The organism is Microbacterium mangrovi (genome assembly GCF_000802305.1).
Lineage (GTDB): Bacteria > Actinomycetota > Actinomycetes > Actinomycetales > Microbacteriaceae > Microbacterium > Microbacterium mangrovi.
The window spans coordinates 72827-91769 of the sequence record NZ_JTDK01000020.1; the positions used below are offsets into that span (position 1 = coordinate 72827).

At 72.7% G+C, this 18943-nt stretch carries 16 protein-coding genes; 6 read left to right on the top strand and 10 right to left on the bottom strand.

Annotated elements, in window-relative coordinates:
* Positions 1-36 precede the first annotated feature (36 nt).
* Entirely contained in the window at positions 37-1542 is a 1506-nt protein-coding gene (locus tag LK09_RS18560; protein WP_039402883.1) for a DEAD/DEAH box helicase, read from the top strand.
* A 447-nt stretch (positions 1543-1989) separates the two neighbouring features.
* Here the strand turns inward: LK09_RS18560 and LK09_RS18565 are convergent, their stop codons facing one another.
* Genes LK09_RS18565 through LK09_RS18600 form a run of 8 tightly spaced genes read right to left on the bottom strand, consistent with a single transcriptional unit; the run spans position 1990 to position 9488 of the window.
* Positions 1990-2880, bottom strand: a complete 891-nt coding sequence (locus LK09_RS18565; protein WP_039402885.1) for an alpha/beta hydrolase — start codon at positions 2878-2880, stop codon at positions 1990-1992.
* A 35-nt stretch (positions 2881-2915) separates the two neighbouring features.
* Entirely contained in the window at positions 2916-4550 is a 1635-nt protein-coding gene (locus LK09_RS18570) for an alkaline phosphatase family protein (protein WP_052226993.1), read from the bottom strand.
* On the bottom strand, positions 4547-5263 hold the full coding sequence (locus LK09_RS18575) for a RibD family protein (protein ID WP_039402888.1): 717 nt from the start codon (positions 5261-5263) through the stop codon (positions 4547-4549). Before LK09_RS18575 ends, LK09_RS18570 begins: the two co-directional genes overlap by 4 nt.
* Positions 5260-6186 (bottom strand): lysylphosphatidylglycerol synthase domain-containing protein, encoded by a 927-nt coding sequence (locus LK09_RS18580; RefSeq protein WP_039402890.1) that lies wholly within the window; start codon positions 6184-6186, stop codon positions 5260-5262. Before LK09_RS18580 ends, LK09_RS18575 begins: the two co-directional genes overlap by 4 nt.
* Positions 6174-7028, bottom strand: a complete 855-nt coding sequence (locus LK09_RS18585; protein ID WP_052226994.1) for a hypothetical protein — start codon at positions 7026-7028, stop codon at positions 6174-6176. The genes LK09_RS18580 and LK09_RS18585 overlap by 13 nt, the downstream gene beginning before the upstream one ends.
* Positions 7025-8035: a glycosyltransferase family 4 protein gene (locus LK09_RS18590; RefSeq protein ID WP_039402891.1), complete on the bottom strand. Its 1011-nt coding sequence runs from the start codon at positions 8033-8035 to the stop codon at positions 7025-7027. The genes LK09_RS18585 and LK09_RS18590 overlap by 4 nt, the downstream gene beginning before the upstream one ends.
* Complete coding sequence (locus LK09_RS18595; protein ID WP_039402893.1) at positions 8032-8469, bottom strand: 6-pyruvoyl trahydropterin synthase family protein; 438 nt, start codon at positions 8467-8469, stop codon at positions 8032-8034. Before LK09_RS18595 ends, LK09_RS18590 begins: the two co-directional genes overlap by 4 nt.
* On the bottom strand, positions 8466-9488 hold the full coding sequence (locus LK09_RS18600; protein ID WP_052226999.1) for a zinc-dependent alcohol dehydrogenase: 1023 nt from the start codon (positions 9486-9488) through the stop codon (positions 8466-8468). The genes LK09_RS18595 and LK09_RS18600 overlap by 4 nt, the downstream gene beginning before the upstream one ends.
* Before the next feature lie 20 nt (positions 9489-9508).
* Here LK09_RS18600 and LK09_RS18605 point away from each other — a divergent pair, with 20 nt between their 5' ends.
* The 4 genes from LK09_RS18605 to LK09_RS18620 all read left to right on the top strand — a co-directional run bounded on the left by LK09_RS18605 (position 9509) and on the right by LK09_RS18620 (position 12508).
* A complete protein-coding gene (locus LK09_RS18605) occupies positions 9509-10267 on the top strand; it encodes a CDP-alcohol phosphatidyltransferase family protein (RefSeq protein WP_052226995.1) in 759 nt (252 codons plus the stop codon).
* A gap of 13 nt (positions 10268-10280) precedes the next feature.
* Positions 10281-10697: a hypothetical protein gene (locus LK09_RS18610; RefSeq protein WP_039402895.1), complete on the top strand. Its 417-nt coding sequence runs from the start codon at positions 10281-10283 to the stop codon at positions 10695-10697.
* A gap of 138 nt (positions 10698-10835) precedes the next feature.
* On the top strand, positions 10836-11222 hold the full coding sequence (locus tag LK09_RS18615) for a MarR family winged helix-turn-helix transcriptional regulator (protein WP_082008383.1): 387 nt from the start codon (positions 10836-10838) through the stop codon (positions 11220-11222).
* 5 nt (positions 11223-11227) lie between these two features.
* On the top strand, positions 11228-12508 hold the full coding sequence (locus LK09_RS18620) for an MFS transporter (RefSeq protein ID WP_082008384.1): 1281 nt from the start codon (positions 11228-11230) through the stop codon (positions 12506-12508).
* 7 nt (positions 12509-12515) lie between these two features.
* On the opposite strand, the gene LK09_RS18625 is transcribed toward LK09_RS18620, so the two are convergent.
* The gene (locus LK09_RS18625; RefSeq protein ID WP_231563151.1) at positions 12516-13166 is read right to left on the bottom strand and encodes a YrhK family protein; all 651 of its coding nucleotides are present in this window, start codon (positions 13164-13166) and stop codon (positions 12516-12518) included.
* 121 nt (positions 13167-13287) lie between these two features.
* Between LK09_RS18625 and LK09_RS21230 the strand changes: the two genes are divergently transcribed.
* On the top strand, positions 13288-18462 hold the full coding sequence (locus LK09_RS21230; RefSeq protein WP_082008380.1) for a family 78 glycoside hydrolase catalytic domain: 5175 nt from the start codon (positions 13288-13290) through the stop codon (positions 18460-18462).
* Here LK09_RS21230 and LK09_RS18635 read toward each other — a convergent pair.
* Positions 18447-18943: class II fructose-bisphosphate aldolase (locus LK09_RS18635; protein ID WP_197061110.1), on the bottom strand; the 497-nt coding region annotated here is incomplete at its 5' end. The genes LK09_RS21230 and LK09_RS18635 overlap by 16 nt on opposite strands.

Genomic DNA, 18943 nt, shown 5'->3' on the forward strand with positions numbered 1-18943 from the left:
CATGCCCGTCCGGCATCCGCGTGCCCTTCCGAAAGCATGACTTTGCCTACTTTCCTTTCTCTCGGCGTGCCCGAGAACCTCGCCGCCGTCCTCGCCGAATCCGGCAAGACGGAGGCGTTCGCCATCCAGCGCGACACCCTCCCCGACTCCCTCGCCGGCCGCGACGTGCTCGGCCGCGGCCGCACCGGCAGCGGCAAGACGATCGCGTTCGCGCTGCCCCTCGTCGCCCGGCTGATGGGCGGCCGCAGCGCCGCGCCGGGCCGCCCGCGCGGACTCGTGCTCGCCCCGACCCGCGAGCTGGCCACCCAGATCGCGGCGACCATCACGCCCCTGGCGAAGGCCGCCGGCCTGACCGTCACCACCATCTTCGGCGGCGTCAGCCAGAAGCCGCAGGAGCAGGCCATGCGCCGCGGCGTCGACATCGTCGTGGCGTGCCCCGGCCGCCTGGAGGACCTCATGGGCCAGAAGGTCGTCGACCTCGGCTCCGTGGAGATCACCGTGCTCGACGAGGCCGACCACATGGCCGACATGGGCTTCCTCCCCGGCGTCACCCGCATCCTGAACGCCACCCCGAAGGGCGGGCAGCGGATGCTGTTCAGCGCCACCCTCGACAACGGCATCGGGGCCCTCGTGAAGCGGTTCCTGCACAACGAGGTCAGCCACGAGGTCGACGAGGCGAGCGTCCCGCAGGGAGCCATGGAGCACCGCGTGTTCGTCGTGCCCACGCCCGAAGCCAAGACCGCCCTGGTGCGGCACCTGGCCTCCGGTCGCGGACGCCGCATCCTCTTCACGCGCACCAAGCACCAGGCCAAGAAGCTCGCCAAGCAGCTGACCGCGAACGGCATCCCGGCCGTCGACCTGCACGGCAACCTCGGCCAGAACGCGCGCGAGCGCAACCTCGCCGCGTTCAGCGCCGACCCCGACAAGGGCGGCGTGCGCGTGCTCGTGGCCACCGACGTCGCCGCGCGTGGTGTGCACGTGGACGCCATCGAACTCGTCGTGCACGTCGACCCGCCCGAAGAGCACAAGGCGTACCTGCACCGCTCCGGACGCACCGCCCGCGCCGGTGCCGAGGGCATCGTCGTGACGGTCGCTCTCGACGCGCAGCGCCGCGACGTGCAGGACCTCCTGCGTCGCGCGAAGATCACCGCTCCGCTGGAGCCGGTCGCCGCCGATTCGGCCACCGTGACCGAGCTCGTCGGCGAGCCCGCCGCGTACGTGAAGCCCGAGCCCGTGCAGCCGAAGCAGCAGCAGCCCGCGAAGCGCAAGCAGGCGCCCAAGCAGGATGCCGCACCCCAGCGCGCCCCGAAGCAGGGCGGCCGCGGTCGCGGTGCCGCTTCGCCGGATGCCGCGCCGAAGCAGGCGCCGAAGCAGGGCGGCGGCTCACGCCGTTCGCGCGGCGGTGGCAAGCAGGCCCCCGCGGCGGCTCCCGCGGCCCCGCAGTCGGGTCGGTCGGCGACCGGCCGCCCGACGACCGGTGCTCTCGTCGGCAGCGCACGCCGCAGCGGCTCCCGCCGCGCCTCGCACCCCGGCGGCCGCTGAGCCGCGGCATCCCGCCCCGGCATCCCGCCCCCGGCTCGCCCCGGGATCCTGGCCCGGCTCGCTCGTCCGTTCGCTCGTCACGAAATGCAGCACAGCCCGCACTTCGTGACGAGCGAAGGACTCGGAGCCCGGTTCGCTCGTCACGAAACGCAGCGCAAGCCGCATTATGCGACGAGTCAACGACTCCCGGGAACGCCCGGCCCGATGCCCACGACGCTCGACGCCCGGCATCCTGTCCCGGGATCCTGGCCCGGCATCCCGTTCCGGCTCGCCCACTCGCTCGTCACGAAATGCAGTACAGCCCGCACTTCGTGACGAGCGAGGGACTCGGAGCCCGGTTCGCTCGTCACGAAACGCAGCGCAAGCCGCATAACGTGACGAGTCAACGACTCCCGGGAACGCCCGGCCCGATGCGAGCGACGCTCGGCGCCCGGCATCCCACCGGCCTCAGGTGCGAGGCTGGAAGCGCAGGTCGAGCCACGCGACGAGGTCGGCGAACACGTCGGCGCGCATCACCTCGTTGAAGATCTCGTGGCGGGCGTCCGGGTAGACGAGCGTGGTCACGTCGGTGAAGCCCGACCGGGTGCGGTACGCGTCGGCGAGCAGGTGGACGCTGCGCGGCCCGCCGAGCGTGTCGTCGCGTCCGACCATCAGCAGGGTCGGGATGCCGCTGCCGCGCTCCTCGGCCAGGCCCTTGCGCGGGCGACCCGACAGGCGCAGCGAATCGATCCAGCCGTACAGCTTCTGGAAGGTCTCGCCCGTCGTCAGCGGATCGTCGAGGAACGCCTGCTGCACCGCGGGGTCGCTGGACTGCCACTCCGAGCCGTTGGCGCCGGGCCCGTCCCACGGCTTGTTGAGGTTGCCGGTGTTCAGGGTGAACGGCGTCCGCAGGCCCGATCCGGTCAGCACGAGACCGTCGTACGCCTCGGGGTGCTCGTTCACCAGCATCTGCGCCAGGAACGACCCCCACGAGTGGCCGAGGATCACCAGCGGGACTCCGGGATTCTCGGCGCGGATGAGCTCGGTGAACTGCCACACGGCATCCTTCGCGGCACGCAGGCCGCCCCGGCCCGGCCTGCCGAGCTTGGCGGCATCCCCCTTGTGCTGCTGCATGCCGGTGCGGCCGTGCCCGCGGTGGTCGTCGGCGTAGACGGTGAAGCCGGCGGCGGTGAGGATGCTGATGAGCTCGCCGTAGCGGGCGGCGTGCTCGCCGATGCCGTGCAGCAACTGCACGATCCCGCGCGGGCGCTGACCCTCGGGAACGCCGAACGCGGTGTGGACGTCGTAGATGATGCGGATGCCCCCGGCGTCCGTGAACGCGGCAGTGCGTGTTGGCATCCTGCGATTCTATTGGGCCCGCCGGGCGCGTCCGATCACCCGGCTGCGGCGAAGGCGGCGAGGAACCGGTCGCGGAACGCGTCCATCCGCCAGAGCGGGGCATCCGGCGCGGGCAGCAGGCCCGCCTGCCACTGCCATCCGGCGATCGCGTGCAGCACCGCGGGGTCTTTCGCGATGATGCTGACCGGCACCCGGTGGTTCGCCCCCGCCCCGCTGACGATGGTCGCCGGCTGGTGGTCGCCGAGTGCGATGACCACGAGATTCGGATCGTGCGCATGGCGCAGGAAGGTCAGCACGGACCCGAGGGAGTACTGGATCGACCGCCCGTAGAACTCCTGCACCGTCTCGGGGTGCTGCCAGACCGCGGCCGCCGAGGAGCTCTGCGCGGGCTGACTGTCGTACACGGTGCCGTCGCCGGCCACCGCCCAGGGCACCAGCCGCGGCAGCGGCGCCCACGGCGTGTGCGACGAGACCAGGTCGATCTCGGCGAAGAGGGGACGGTGCCCCGGCCGCAGCACGTGGTCGGCGAACCACTTCAGGGTGTACTCGTCGGGGATCCGCGCGTACCCGAACGTCGGCCCCGCATACCCGGTGTTCAGCGCGTTCAGCACGGTCTGGTCGTGGTAGAACGTCTTCGCCGGTGGCCATGGCTGGGCGTCCGAGGGGACGTCGCTGACCGTCTGCCACCCGGCCCGCAGGAACGCGTCGCTCAGGGTGAGGCGGCGGCTGCCGATCACCTGGTCGTACGCGGTCTGCGTGGGGATCCACAGCCCGGTCTGCAGCGTGGCGTGCGCGAGCCAGCTGATCCCGCCGAAGGTGGGCGAGGTGAGCCATGCGCTGCGGGAGCCGTAGCCGGATGCGGTGAGCTCGGCGGTGCCGCGGCGCAGCACGTCGTCGACCCCGGCCGAGAACGCGGTGCCCTGCACGGCCACCTGGCCGTAGCTCTCCACGAACACGAGGACGACGTCCTTGCCGCGCAGCGCCCCGAGGAGTCGGGATGCCGGGACCCCGGCCATCGGGTCGTCGACGATCTGCCGCTCCAGCGCGAGAGCGGCGGCGCGCGCGGCGGATGCCCGGGCGACGGCGGTGCCGATCGTGTCGACCGATGCTGCGGCGGCGGCCGGCTGCACCACCCCGGCCTGCAGGGCGAGGAGCGCGCTCACCGTCCACGCACCGGCCACCGCGGCGAGCGCGGTCGGCCCCTGTCGCCGGGCGCGGAGGGCGGCATCCGTCCGCAGCGCCGCCCACGCGAGCACGGCTCCGGTGCCGACCACGAGCACCGCGACGACGCCGAGCAGCGCCCAGGCCGCGGGGCGGCCGAGCGCATCCGCCACGACCCCGAACGCCTCCGGCAGCTGCTGCAGATCGGCGGGGTCGAAGTGGGTTCCGAGCGCGGCCAGGTAGCCGCGGTCGATGCCCGCCAGGAGCAGCGCCGCGACCACGACCGCGCCGAACAGCATCGCCACCGGGATCCGGGCCGCGCGCCACGGCAGCAGCGCGAGCACGAGCAGGACGATCACCGACTCGGCGGGGATGCGCACGAACTCCCCCGCGGTGGGCTCCCCCGCGGCCAGGATGCCGGGGATCAGCGGCACGACCACCAGGCAGGCGATCGCGAGTCCGAGCAGGATGCCGCGGCGCACCCGCGCCCGCGGCGCGGCGGCGTTCACCCGGTTGCCGCCTCGTGCTGCGGATGGGCGGCGCACCGCCGGGAGAGGGCGTAGCGCAGCAGCACCACGTCGCCGATCTGCTCGGTCGTGGCCAGGATCGCCCTGTTCGTGTCGGTCCACGGGAACCGGGCCGGTCGCACCATGCGCGGGGCCTCCGCCTCTCCGACGAAGAACGGGGCCACCACGAGGTGGAGCTCGTCGGCGAGGTCGGCGGCGAGGAACTGCGTGAGCACCCGGCCGCCGCCTTCGACGAGCAGGCGCCGGATGCCGCGGGCGCCGAGGTCGTCGAGGATCGCCGCCATGGTGACCTGCTCTCCGAGCCCCACGATCTCCGCGAGTTCGCCGAGCCGCGCGCCCAGGGCCTCGGCGCACCCGGACGGGCAGTAGACGAGCCGGAGCCCGTCGCCGGTGGTGAAGAACGCCGCACGCGGCGACAGCTCGCCGCTGGCGGTGACGGTCACCTTCACGGGCGTCTCCGCGAGCCCGGCGGCCCGGCGGTCGTCGCGGCGGGCGGCGTCGCGCACGAGCAGGCGAGGATCGTCGCGCCGCACCGTCTGCGCGCCGACCATGATCGCGTCGCTCTGCGCCCGCACTCCGTCGACCCGATCGAAATCGGCGGCGTTGGACAGGCAGAGCCGCTCCGGGCCGGTGCTGTCGAGGAATCCGTCGATCGACATCGCGCAGCTGACGATGACGTATGGCCGCTCGTTCATGCCGACTCCTCCGATCGCCGCACGACGGTGCGCGCCCGCACCCGGTCGCCCAGCAGCACCAGTGCCCCGGGCGCGACGGCGAGCATCCCGAGAACACCGTACGCCGTGGACACCGCCACGCCGGCCCCGCTCGCGAATCCGGCGACGGCGAACACGGCCGCGCTCGCGGCCTCGCGCGGACCCCACCCGCCCACGTTGAGCGGCAGCGCCGAGGCGCAGAGCACCGCGAGCGCGAGCGGAACCAGCTGTGCGGGACGCGAGGCGACGCCCACGGCGGACGCCGCGACGAGGAACATCGCGACGTGGGCGGCGACCACCAGCACCGAGGCGATCACGATCGCGACGAGCGCCGCCGGCCGACGGGCGAGCGGCCGCAGCAGCTGCAGCTGGGCGGCGAGCAGACGCCGGGTGCGCGGGATCGCGACCGCGACGACCGCGGCCGCGCCGGCGAGGGTCCCGAGGATGCCGGCGCTCCAGGCGACGGGCCCGAGCGCGGACGCGAACCCGAGCGGCAGCACGACGGTCAGGGTCACGGTGGCCTGCACGATCTGACCGGCGACGCGCTCCGCGGCGACCGCCCGCGCGGCCGCGCCGACCGCGCCCTGGTCGCGCCCGTGCGCGTAGGCGCGGTGGACGTCCCCGAGGATGCCGCCCGGCAGCACGCTGTTCACGAACTGCGACCGGTAGTACGCGGCCAGCGCGCTCCGCCACGGGAGGGCGAGGCCGAGCCGGGTGGCGACCATGCGCCACCGCCACGCGGCGGCACCCGTGGCGACGGCCGCGAGAGCGACGGCCGCGACGATCGCCGCCCCCGACACGGACGCCACCCCCTGCAGGAACGGGCCGGTCCCGACCGCGACGACGGTCCCGGCCACGAGCAGGAGGCCCGCACCGATCCGCCACATCCGCGTCAGCGCGGCCATGCCAGCAGGTCCTCGTGTGCGACCGTCACCCGGAGGGCGCCGGCATCCAATCGGGCGACTCGTCGCGCGCGGAACTCCGCGACCGTCGCGCCGAGCGCGGGCTGCTGCTCCACGGCGGCGTCGACCCAGCCGTCCAGCCACGCCGCGATGAGGTCCCGGTCGGCGGCCCCGAGCCGCCACGGCGTCCGGTCGGTGCGCACGTGCCAGCCCGCCGCGGCGAAGAGGCCGACCACGACCGGCACCGCGTCCGGGCCCAGCAGTGGCCCCGCGGCATCCCGGCCCGGCGCGGGGCGCCGCTGGTGCGCGTCGAACGCCGCCGCGATCGCGGCATCGGCGCGCGTGGCCGGATGCAGCCGCACATGTCCGGTCACGGTGAGGCTGAAGAAGGCGGGCACCGAGGCGGCGACGCACGCCGCCACGATGCGGCCGGCTTCGTCCCGGGTGATCACGTCGAGCAGTGCGGATGCCGTGACCGCCGCCGCCCCGGCGAACGCGTCCACCGGCAGGTCGGCCAGCGGGGCGATGCGGGTGCGGATCTCGATGGGATCCCCGGCGCCGCCGGCGAGTCCGGCGAACGAGGCGCGGGCCAGGATGCCGGCATCCGCGTCGTGCAGCACCCACGTCTGCGGCCCCGGCAGACGCGGGGCGAGCCAGCGCACCATCGCCCCGTCGCCGGCACCGAGGTCGTGGACGACCGCCGAGCCCCCGGGCATCAGGGCGCCGAGCTCCGCGGCGAGACGGTGCGAGCGGGCCACGTCGTCGGCGGTCGCGCGCAGGGCGAGCCAGTCCGGCGCGACGGTCGGGAGCGCCGTCGCCGGGATCGCGCCGACCGGGGTGCTCATGCCGCCTCCAGCACGCGTTCGACCGCCGACACGGTGTCGTCCCAGCGCGGCATCCGCGTCGCCGCGCGGCGGGCCTCGGCGCGCAGCCGCGAGCGCAGGGCGGAGTCGCCGAGCCAGGCTCGCAGCGCTCCGGCCAGGGCGTCCGGGTCGCCCGGGGGCACCAGCACCGCGCCGCCGGCGGCGAGTGTGTCCGGGATGCCCCCGACCGCGGCGGCGATCACCGGGATGCCGCGCCCGGCGGCATCCCCGATCGCGATCCCGGCGCTCTCCACGCGGGAGGGCGCGACCACCACCCCGCATCCACGGTACTCGGCATCCAGCGCGGCATCCCCGAGGACCCCGGCCAGCCGCACGCGGCCGCCGAGGGCGGCGGCAGCCCGGACGATCTCCGCCGCGAACGCGGGCCGGGCCCGGGCGGAGCCGGCGAGGGTGCACGTCCACTCGAGGTCGGTGAGGCGCGCGACGGCGGCCAGCAGCACGTCCTGCCCCTTGTGCGGGGCGAGGACCCCGACGCACAGCAGGTGCCGGGGATCCCCGAGCCCCGACCGCGCGGCGTCGCCGTGCAGCGGATCCACGCCCGGCGCCGCGACGGCGACGGCGGCGCGATCCGCCAGCCCGCGCGCGACGAGCTCCCCCGCGGTCCAGCGACTGGTCGCGATCACCCGCCGCGCCGCACCGACGCTGCGCCGCTCGGCATCCACGGCGGCGGCATCCGCATCCGGGAACGCCGCGGCGACCATGTGCGCGAGCAGCACCACCGGCGCGCGACGGGACGCGGCGCGGACGGCCTCCGCATCCCATCCGGCCGCAAGACCGTCCACGAGCACGACTCCGTCGGGATCGGCCAGCGCCGCGGCGGCGCCGGACGCATCCGCGGCCTCGCGCACCTCGACCTGCCAGCCCCGGCGGCGCAGGCCGTCGCGCACCCGCCGGTCGTATACGTTGCCGCCGCTGACCCGGGCCGGATCGTCGATCCCGATCGGCACCACGAACCGGACCCGCTTCATCGGGATCCGCCGTCCGCCGCCGGGAGGACGACCTCGTATGAGGCCCACGCGACGTGCGACTCGTGGAGGGTGACGCCGATGCCGGTGAGGGCGGCATCCCCGAGGTCCCCCGCACGCACCGCGTCGGCGAGCCGGTCGCCGATGATCTGGCACAGCCGCTCGGTCGTGGTGTTCACGCCCTGAAGGCCAGGTTCGTCGTCGAGGTTGCGGTACGAGAGCGCGGCCACGATGCCGGCCAGCACACCGCTCGCCCGCCCGATGTCGACGACGAGGCCGTCCGCGTCGAGGTCGTCGGCGCGGAAGGCGGCATCCACGACGAACGTGGCACCGTGCAGGCGCTGGGCGGGGCCGAAGACCTCGCCGCGCAGGCTGTGCGCGACCATCAGGTGGTCGCGCACCGTGACGGAGAACCGGGACGGGCGGGGATCGGTCATGCGTCGCTCCAATCGATCGTGTGGCACAGGACATCCGCGGTGCCGTCGGCGAGCGCGGCCACCACGTCGGGCAGCCGGCGCCACGTCGAGGTGCCGCCGAGCAGGGCGTCGAAGCCGGGATCCTCGAGCAGGCGCAGCGCGAGCGCGAGGCGTTCGCCGGTCGAGCGGTGCGCCCGGCGCGACGCCGCCACCGCCCCCACCTGGCTGGCGCGGATCGCGAGCCGGCGGGAGTGGAAGTCCGCGCCGAGGTCGAGCGGCTCGGCCTGGTCGCCGAACCAGCTGGCCACGATCACCTCGCCGTCCGTCGGCGCCAGCGTCAGCGCGAGCTGCAGGCCGGCGACGCGGCCGCTCGCCTCGATCACGACATCCGCCCCGGCGGCGGCAGGCCGAGCCTCGTCGGCGACGGCGAAACCGACGCCGAGGGATGCCGCGACCGCCGCCCGGCCCTCGTCGACGTCGATCAGGGTGACCTCCGCGCCGGGGATGCCGCGGGCCACCGCGGCGATCGCGCCGCCGATCATGCCCGCGCCGATGACGAAGATGCGGTCGCCGACCTGCGGCCGGGCATCCCACAGCACGTTCACCGCCGTCTCGACGGCGCCGGCCAGCACCGCCCGCCGCAGCGGCACCGCCGCCGGGATCGGCGTCACGGCGCTCTGCGGCACCACGAAACGGGACTGGTGGGGATGCAGCGCGAACACCGGCCCGTGCGGCCCGGGACCCGACTCGACCGTGCCGACGCTCAGGTACCCGTACTTCACCGGGAACGGGAAGTCGCCCTCCTGGAAGGGGGCCCGCATCCGCTGGTACTCGGAGCGGGGGACGCCGCCCCGGGCGACGAGCGCCTCGGTGCCGCGGCTCACGCCGCTCCACAGCGTTCGCACCTCGACGTCGTCGTCGCCACACGGCGGCAGCTGCTCGGTGCGCAGCTCGGCCTTTCCGGGGCCGACTGTCCAGAGGGCGATCGCGGTGCGCTGAACCACTTCGCCCCCCGACTTCGTGTCCACGGCAACGGTCATGACGAGAACACGGAGCACGCATGTCGAAGGTTCACTCCCTGCCGTGGTGGTGGGCGACCGGCGGAGTGCTCGTGCTCTTCGCCGCTGCGGCGTTCGTCCCGCTCGGGATCGCGGGCTGGGCGGCGGGTCTGGGCTACCTGGTCGTGTCGTCGCAGCTGCTCTCGCGCGGGCTGTCCCGGACGGGGGCGATGCGACTCGGCCCGGCCAACGCCGTGACGGCCACGCGCTCGGTGCTGGTCGGCGTGATCACGGCGCTCGTGGCGGCATCCCTCGTCCCCGGAGCCGCCCCCGCGGCGGCGCTGCTGGTGCCGGTGGCCGCGACGGCGCTCGTGCTCGACGGCGTCGACGGGATCGTCGCCCGGCGCACAGGGTCGGTGACCGAGCTCGGCGGTCGCTTCGACATGGAGGTGGATGCCTTCCTGCTGCTCGTGCTGAGCGTGTACGACGTCCGGTTCGTGGGCTGGTGGGTTCTCGCGATCGGTCTCATGCGGTACGCCTTCGTGGCCGCCGCCTGGGTGCTGCCCTGGATGGCGGCGACGCTGCCGCCGCGGTACTGGCGCAAGGTCGTCGCGGCGAGCTGCGGCATTCTGCTCACGGTCGTCGCGGCGGGCCTGCTTCCGGCTGGCGGGAACGCCCTGCTGGCCGGGATCGCGCTGCTGCTGCTGGTCGAGTCGTTCGGGCGGGACGTGATCTGGCTGGTGCGGACCCGGACGCCGATCTCGGTCGAGGTGAACCGGAGCGGCGCCGGGTCCGTGTCTCCTGCACAGGGTTCCGAGTGAAAGCGGGTGTGACATGTCCGGTGATGGCGGCGGCGGCGCGTGGGTGATGCGCGTCCTCAGCGCGATCGTGCTGCTGGTGGTGGGGGGAATCCACGTCTACCTCGTGTTCCACGGGGTGGGCGGCATTCTCGGGGTGATGTTCGTGCTGAACGGGATCGCCGGGCTCGTGCTCGCGATCGGGATGCTGACCCTGCGCGGCCGGCTCCTGAAGATCGCGGTGGTGCTGAGCCTGCTGTTCGTGATCGCGACCCTTTCGGCGCTGCTCCTGGCGCTGACGGTGGGGCTGTTCGGCATCCACGAGGTGTGGACGTTCACGCTCGTGCCGCAGACGATCGTGATCGAGTCGGTCGGCATCGTGGTGCTCGCCGTCGCGTGCGGCGTGCTCCTTCGCCGACCCCGCGTCGCGGCCCGCGCCGTCCCCGCGCCCTGACGGTCCCGCTCGACTTTACTTAGCATGCCTAATGAGCTATGCTAAGTAAATTGATCGAGACCGGGGGTGGATGCCACGAACAGCGCAGACGACACAGACACCGCAGAATCCACCGCCGAGACCGCGCAGGCCTTCCGCATGGCGACGTTCCGGCTCGCCCGGCGCCTGCGCGCACAGCGCGCGGTCGACACGATGAGCGACGGCCAGTTCGCCGTGCTCGTGGCACTCAAGAAGGACGGCCCGCACACCCTCGGTGAACTCGCCGCACGCGAGCGTGTCACCGCCCCGTCGATGAACCGCACGGTGAACTGCCTCGAGGAGTCCGGCTGGCTCACCCGCACGCCCGACGAGGTCGACCGGCGCAAAGTCAACATCGAGCTGACCGACGAGGGCCTCGCCGTCGTCACCGAGACCGTGCGGCGGCGGGATGCCTGGCTCGAGTCGGCGCTCACCGGGCTCGAGCCCGCCGAACGCGAACTGCTGGCTGCGGCCTCCGTGCTGATGCGGAAGGTGGCCGACTCGTGAACGCCATGTTCCGCTCGCTTCGCATCTACAACTACCGGCTCTGGATCGTCGGCGCCCTCATCTCGAACATCGGCGGCTGGATGCAGTCCACCGCCCAGGACTGGGTGGTGCTCACCCAGCTCACCGACAACAACGCCGCCGCGATGGGCGTGACGATGGCCCTGCAGTTCACTCCCCCGCTGCTGCTCGTCGGGCTCACCGGTACCGTCGCCGACCGTTTCGACCGGCGCAAGCTCCTGATGGTGACCCAGTCGACGCTGATGCTGCTGGCGATCACGGTCGGCATCCTGCTGCTCACCCACGTGATGACGCTGCCGCTGATGTGGTTCTTCGCGCTCTGCTTCGGCGTCGCGAACGCGTTCGACGCCCCGGCGCGACAGACCTTCGTGTCGGACGTCGTCTCGCGCGAGAACGCCTCCAACGCGGTGGCGCTGAACTCTGCGTCGTTCAACATGGCCCGTCTCATCGGACCGGCCGTCGGCGGGTTCATGATCGTGCTGGTCGGCACCGGCTGGGTGTTCATCGTGAACGCGGTCACGTTCCTCGCGATGCTCGTGGTGCTGTGGGTCATGCGCGCCGACGAACTCGTCCCGACCCTGCGCGCCCGGGGCGGCGCGCGGATGGCGGACGGCTTCCGCTACGTCGCCAAGCGGCCCGACCTGCTCGTGGTCATGGGTATGGTTTTCCTCGTCGCCGCGTTCGGCATGAACTTCCCGATCTTCGCGTCGACGATGGCGCTCGAATTCGGTCGCAACGCCGACGGCTACGGCCTGCTCAGCTCGGTGCTCGCCATCGGGTCGCTCGCCGGTGCCCTGATGGCGGCGCGCCGCGACCGCGCCCGCATGCGCGTGGTGATGTTCGCCGCGGGCGGGTTCGGGGTGGCATCCCTCGTCTCCTCGATGATGCCGACGTACGTCCTGTACGCGACCACGCTCGTGTTCGTCGGCTTCTGCACGGTGTCGATGCTCACCACCGCGAACGGGTACGTCCAGACCACCACCGACCCCGTGCTGCGCGGCCGGGTCCTCGCGCTGTACATGGGCATCATGCAGGGCTCGACGCTCATCGGCGCCCCGACTGCCGGGTGGGTGGCGTCCGAATTCGGTCCGCGTGCGGCCATCCAGGTCGGCGCCGTCGCGGGGCTGGCCGCCTTCGCGCTCGGCGCGACCTGGCTGGCGCTCAGCGGCAAGCTGCACCGGCACGAGTCCGGCGGCCTGCGCGTGCAGATCGACGACACCCGCGTGCTGCGCGTGATCGAAGACACCGAGGTCGACACCCGCGCCTGAGGGCAGGTCAGGATGCCGCGGGCGCGGCCTCGTCGAGTTCGCGACGCGCGAGCACCGCGGCGAGGAAGAAGCAGATCGCGCCGAGGAACGTGCCGAGGTTCACCCAGGCCAGGTTGTACAGCTGACCGGTCGCGGGGAGCACGATCGCGCCGACCGCGGAGAACCCGAAGAAGATCGAGCCGGCCATGTTCAACCACACCCCGTGCGCGGTGCGGGCGTTGCGGTCCCACAGTTCGTCCTGCCGGTAGGCGGCGACGAGGGCGAAGCAGCTGGAGACGAGGAACGCGATGGAGCCCCACGCGTCCGGAACCCACCCGGTGGATGCCGTGGACGCGTCCTGGATCGCCCGCACCAGGACGGCTCCGGTGCTCACGTTGAACAGCAGGGTGCCGACGAACTGCACCGCCGCCGACCACCAGTCCCAGAAGTCGGCGATCGACGACGACCGCTTCGGCGGCCTCCGCCCGCTCAGGGCGAGCTGGATGAAGCCGGCCGCGGTGAAGAAGATCGACCCCGCGAAGAAGGTCGCCGCATCCGCGATTGCGCCGACCGCGCTCGCGTACCAGGGGATCACGCCGACCGCGAAGAACACCGAGCCGATCGCGAAGCCCCACGATTCGCGCCGGAGTCTCATGACGCGGGTCCGAGGTGTGTGCACGCCCCGAGCGTAGCGTCCCGACGCCCCTCGCTCACATCGGAGACATCTTGACCGCACGTCAGACTCCCAGCTAGGCTTCAAGGGCAACGTAATGAAACGTTTCATCAACGAGGAGAAACGCATGTCGTCATCCCAACGAAGGTCGATCGTCGCTGCCGTCACGGCAGCCGCACTCGGACTCTCCCTGCTGTCCGCCCAGCCCGCGCTCGCCGAGACGGGCGCACCGGTCGGCGTCGCAGGCCTGAAGACCGACGCCGCGACGAACCCCGTCGGCATCCCCGTCCACGCTCCGCGACTGGCCTGGCAGCTGTCGTCGGGCGCGCGCGGGGTCACCCAGTCCGCCTACCAGATCCGCGTCGCGACGGATCCGGCACACCTCGGCGACGCGAACGTCTGGGACAGCGGCAAGGTGGTCTCCGCCGACTCCGCGGGCGTCGCCTACGGTGGACCGGCGCTCGCCCCGACCACCGCCTACGCGTGGCAGGTGCGCGTGTGGGATGCCGCCGGAAACGTTTCAAACTGGAGCTCGCCCGCGACCTTCGAGACCGCGCTCAAGGCCGGCGACCCGTGGTCCGGCGCGAAGTGGATCGGGCGGGACACCTCGATCCCGGCATCCTGGACCGACTACACGGTCACGTTCCACGCGTCGGAGATCTCCCAGGCCCTGGGCGTCTACCTCCGCGCGGCCGACGGCGCGAACTCGTACATGTGGCAGATCAGCCAGAGCGCGCAGGCGCTGCGCCCGCACGTGAAGACCGGCGGCGGCTACTCAGTCCTGGGGGCGGTGCCCTTCCCGACCGGGTTCGACTTCGCCGCCCGCCACGAGTACTCCTTCACCGTGAAGGGCACGACCATCGAGACGCGCGTCGACGGGGCGCTGCTCGACAGCCGCACCTCGACCGCGCACACCGCGCCCGGTGTCGTCGGCTTCCGCACGAGCGGAGGTGAGAGCGGCGTGGTGTCGGACGTCACCGTCACCGGTGCCGACGGCACGAAGCTGCTCGGCACGACGTTCCCCTCCGGCGATCGCACGTTCACCGGAGGCACCGTGTCGAACGGTGCGCTGACGGTCGCCGGCGACACCGACGGCTACGTCGCCATCGGCAAGGAGGTGCCGCTGCTGCGCACCGGATTCGCGATCGACAAGCAGGTCGCGTCCGCCCGCATCTACGCCGCGGCGCGCGGGGTCTACCAGCTCGACCTCAACGGCCGGAAAGTGGGAGACGAAGAGCTCGCCCCCGGCTGGACCGACTACCGCACCCGCATCCAGTACCAGACCTACGACGTCACCGACCAGGTGAAACAGGGCGACAACGCACTCGGCGGCGAGCTGGCCGGCGGCTGGTACGCGGGCCGGGTGGCGATGTTCGGCGACTCGGTCTACGGGAGCGACACCTCGCTCATCGCGCAGCTGCGCATCCGGTACACGGACGGCACCGAGAAGGTGGTCTCCTCCGACGACCGCTGGATGACGACCGCCGGCCCGACCACGTCGGCCGACCTGCTCGACGGTGAGGCCTACGACGCCCGCCGCGCGACGGCCGTCGGGGACTGGGCGACCGCCGGCTACGACGACTCCGGCTGGGATCACGTCGTGGTGCGTCCCTCCGCGACCGACAAGCTCGAGCCGCAGACCGACCCGCCGGTGCGCGTCACGCAGACACTCAGCGCGAAGGCGCTGAAGAGCCCGGCCGACGGCACGTACGTGTACGACCTCGGTCAGAACATGGTCGGTCACGCACGGGTCACCCTGACCGGCACCGCGGGGCGGACCGCGCGGATCCGCGTCGCCGAGGTGCTGAACCCCGACGGGTCCCTGTACACCGACAACTTCCGCTCCGCGAAGGCCACCGACTACTACACGTTCGGCGCCGACGGCACCGCGACGTGGGAGCCGCACTTCACCTTCCACGGGTTCCGGTACGTCGAGATCACGGGCGTGGACACCGCTCCCGCGGCATCCGACATCACCGGCGTCGTGATCGGCACCGACAACGCCAAGACCGGCACGCTCCGCACGTCCTCGGCCCTGGTGAACCAGCTGCAGAGCAACATCACGTGGGGCCAGCGCGGCAACTTCGTCTCGATCCCCACCGACACGCCGGCCCGCGACGAGCGCATGGGCTGGACCGGTGACATCGACGTGTTCGCCAACACCGCGAACTACAACATGGACTCGAAGATGTTCCTCGAGAAGTGGCTGCAGGACCTGCGGGACACCCAGAACTCGGCCGGTGCCTACCCCGGCGTCGCCCCGATCATCCCGGGCCGGTTCGACGGCGGCTACGGCAGCGCCGGATGGGCGGATGCCGGCATCCATGTGCCCTACTCGGTGTGGAAGGCCTACGGCGACACGCAGGTCATCCGCGACGGCTACGACTCGATGAAGCGCTACGTCGACTATCTGCAGGCAAGCTCCAGCGGGAACATCCGCAACGTCGGCGGGTACAACGACTGGCTGAACCTCGACGACGACACGCCGGCCACGGTCATCGACACCGCGTTCATGGCGCGCAGCACCCGCGAGTTCGCCGAGATGGCGCAGGCCATCGGGCGCACCGACGATGCCACCGCCTACCGCGCCCGCTTCAACGCCATCAAGACGGCGTACGGCAACGCTTTCGTGGCGGCCGACGGCACCGTCCGCGGTGACTCGCAGACGGCGTACATCCTGACGATCATCAACGGGCTGATCCCGAGCGGGCGTCAGGATGCCGTCACCGACCGCTTCGTGAACACGCTCAAGAGGCGCGACTACCACCTGTCCACCGGCTTCCTCGGCGTCGACGGGCTGCTCCCGGCGCTCACCGCGGTGGGCCGCAACGACATCGCGTACCGCCTGCTGCAGAACACGGACTATCCCTCGTGGGGCTACGAGATCGGCAAGGGCGCCACCACCGTGTGGGAGCGCTGGAACTCGATCATGCCGGACGGCTCGTTCGGCCCGGTGGGCATGAACTCCTTCAACCACTACGCCTACGGCGCGGTCGGAGAGTGGATGTACCGCACCATGGCGGGAGTCTCGGCCCTCGAGCCCGGGTACCGCAAGGTGCTCATCGCGCCGCAGCCCGGCACGGGCGTCGACTGGGTGGACTACTCTCTCGACACGCCGTACGGGACGGTCTCGTCGAACTGGCGCAGGGATGCCGCAGGCGCCCTCGAGCTGGACGCCGTCGTGCCGGCCAACACCACCGCCGAGGTGCGGATCCCGGCTGCCACGCGCTGGGCGGTGACCGAGGGCGGGAAGCCTGCGGCCTCATCCTCCGGCGTGACGTTCGTCCGATACGAGGACGGAGCCGCCGTCTTCTCGGTGGGATCCGGCAGCTACTCCTTCCGGCAGAACCCGGTGCTCGGCCATCTGGGCGACGCCCGGGATGCGGCGAACGCCCTGAAGGCCAAGATCGCCGCCCTCGCCGACAGCGGAGCGCTGACCTCCAAGCAGGTGACGCAACTGGGGGCGAAGGCCGACCAGCTCGTGCGGCAGACGGGCCTGGCCTGGGACTCCGCCGCGAGCGCCACGGCCGGCGACGACCCGATCGCGACGGCGGCGAAGGCGGCCACCGCGCTGTCGGTCACGCAGGGCATCGCAGTCTACGCCGCGGGCGAGTCGGTGCGTCAGGCGATGAGCACTGCCACCGCGGCCGCGATCCGCAGCCTGACCGACAACGCCGACGCGAAGCTGTCGGCGGCCATCTCGGCACTCGTCGGCGCCAAGGCGTCGGTGACGACTCCGACCGACCCCACCTACCCGGGAGACACGGCGACGGTGAAGGTCTCGCTGCAGGCGACCGGGTCCGGGACGCTCGTCAAACCCGCCGCGACCCTCGCGTCCGCTGACGGCTGGGCGGTCGCTCCCACCGGCGCCGGCCCCCGGGCCGCCGTCGAACCGGGGCAGAGCGCGACGACCTCGTTCGCGGTCTCGGTTCCGCAGGACGCCGTGCCGGGCACTCACGCGCTGACCGGCCAGGTCACCGCCGCCGTGCTCGGGGCGACCATCACGATCCCGGTGACCGCGACGCTCGACATCGCCGCGCCGGTGACCGTCGCCTCGGCGGCATCCTCGGTCGCGTCCGCCTCCCCGGGTGACGACGTGCCGGTCTCGGCGGTGCTGCGCAACGTCACCGCGCGCACGCAGACGGGCTCGCTGCGTCTCAGCGGGCCGGGCGCCTGGGCCGCGGCGTCGGCGCCGTACTCGCTCGCCGCCGGCGAGACCAAGACGGTGACCGGCACCCTGACGGTGCCGTACACCACGGCCGCGGGGGCGACCACCCTCACGGCGGCCGTGGGCGACACCGACGGGCAGCGGGCGACGACCTCGGTCGGCGTGGTGCTGACGAACAGCCCCGCGCTGGTCGTCGACCACGCCGACATGGGGCTCGCCGCCTCCGAGGCGTCGCACGGCGTCACGGCCTCCGAGCACTCGGGGACGTCTGTGGAGGCGGGCCTCACCCGGCGGTACACCAACGCCCAGTTCCCCGGCGGATGGTTCGAGGTCACCGTGACGGTGCCGAAGGGGCAGCCGTTCGCAGTGCGCATGATCGACACGTTCGACGGGCCGCAGACGAAGACCTACCGGGTCCTTGCGAACGGCACGCCGGTGTTCGACCAGAACTACGCGCGCACCGCGGCGGGGGCGGGAACGGCCACGACCCAGTTCCTCGTGGACGACCCCGCGGTCTCGGCCGACGGGACCGTGCGCCTGCGATTCCAGGACCTCGACGGCGGCTACGACCCGTCGATCGCCGACATCTGGATCCTGCCGGTGCAGAAGGGGCTGGATTCCTCCCCCGACCTGCTGAAGGGCGCGGCGGTCACCGCCCGCACCACGCTGCAGGCGGCTCCCGGATGGAGCACCGCCAACCTCGTCGACGGCAAGCGCGAGAGCATCGCGGGCGGCGCCAAGGGATACACCTCCAACCCGCCCGACCGCGCCGCGACCGGAGTGGACCAGTGGGTCTCGTTCGACCTGGGCAAGGCCGCCACCGTCGACACGGTGGTGCTCTACCCGCGCACGGGCACGGCCGACGATCCGGCAGCGGACAAGGTGGACGGCGCCCACTTCCCCCGCACGTTCGCCATCCAGGCGAGCGACGACGGAACGTCCTGGACGACCGTGCGCACGGTGACCGGACAGCCCGACCCGGGTCCGCGCCCGCAGGCGTACTCGATTCCGGCGACGACGACCCGCTACCTGCGCGTCGCGGTCACCGAGCTCGGTCGTCCGACCGCGGAGGAGGAGAATCTGGGCTTCTTCCGCCTGCAACTGGCCGAAGTCGAGGCCTATCGCCTCGGTTGATCATCCGTGTGGGATCGGCTCTCCGGCACCTGCTGGGGAGCCGATCCCGTGATGGTGCGCAGCATTCGTTCGACTTCGGTCGCGACGGCGGCGCGGGCGGGTTTCAGGAACGTGCGCGGGTCGATCAACGACTCGTCGGCCACCAACGCGGCCCGGACCGTGTCGGTGAAGACCCGGCCCACATGGGTGCCGATGTTGATCTTCCGCATCCCCGCCGCCACCGCCTGCACGATCGTCTCATCCGCCACCCCACTGGACCCGTGCAACACCAAAGGCACCCCGGTGGATGCCGCCAACCGGGCGATCAACCCCAGATCCAGCGACGCCGACCGCTCCCGCATCGCATGCTCACTGCCCACCGCGACCGCCAACGCATCCACCCCCGTCTCCGAAACGAACCCCGCCGCCTCGCCCGGGTCGGTGCGCACCCCCGGCGTATGCGCGCCACCCTTCCCCCCGATCCTGCCCAGCTCCGCCTCCA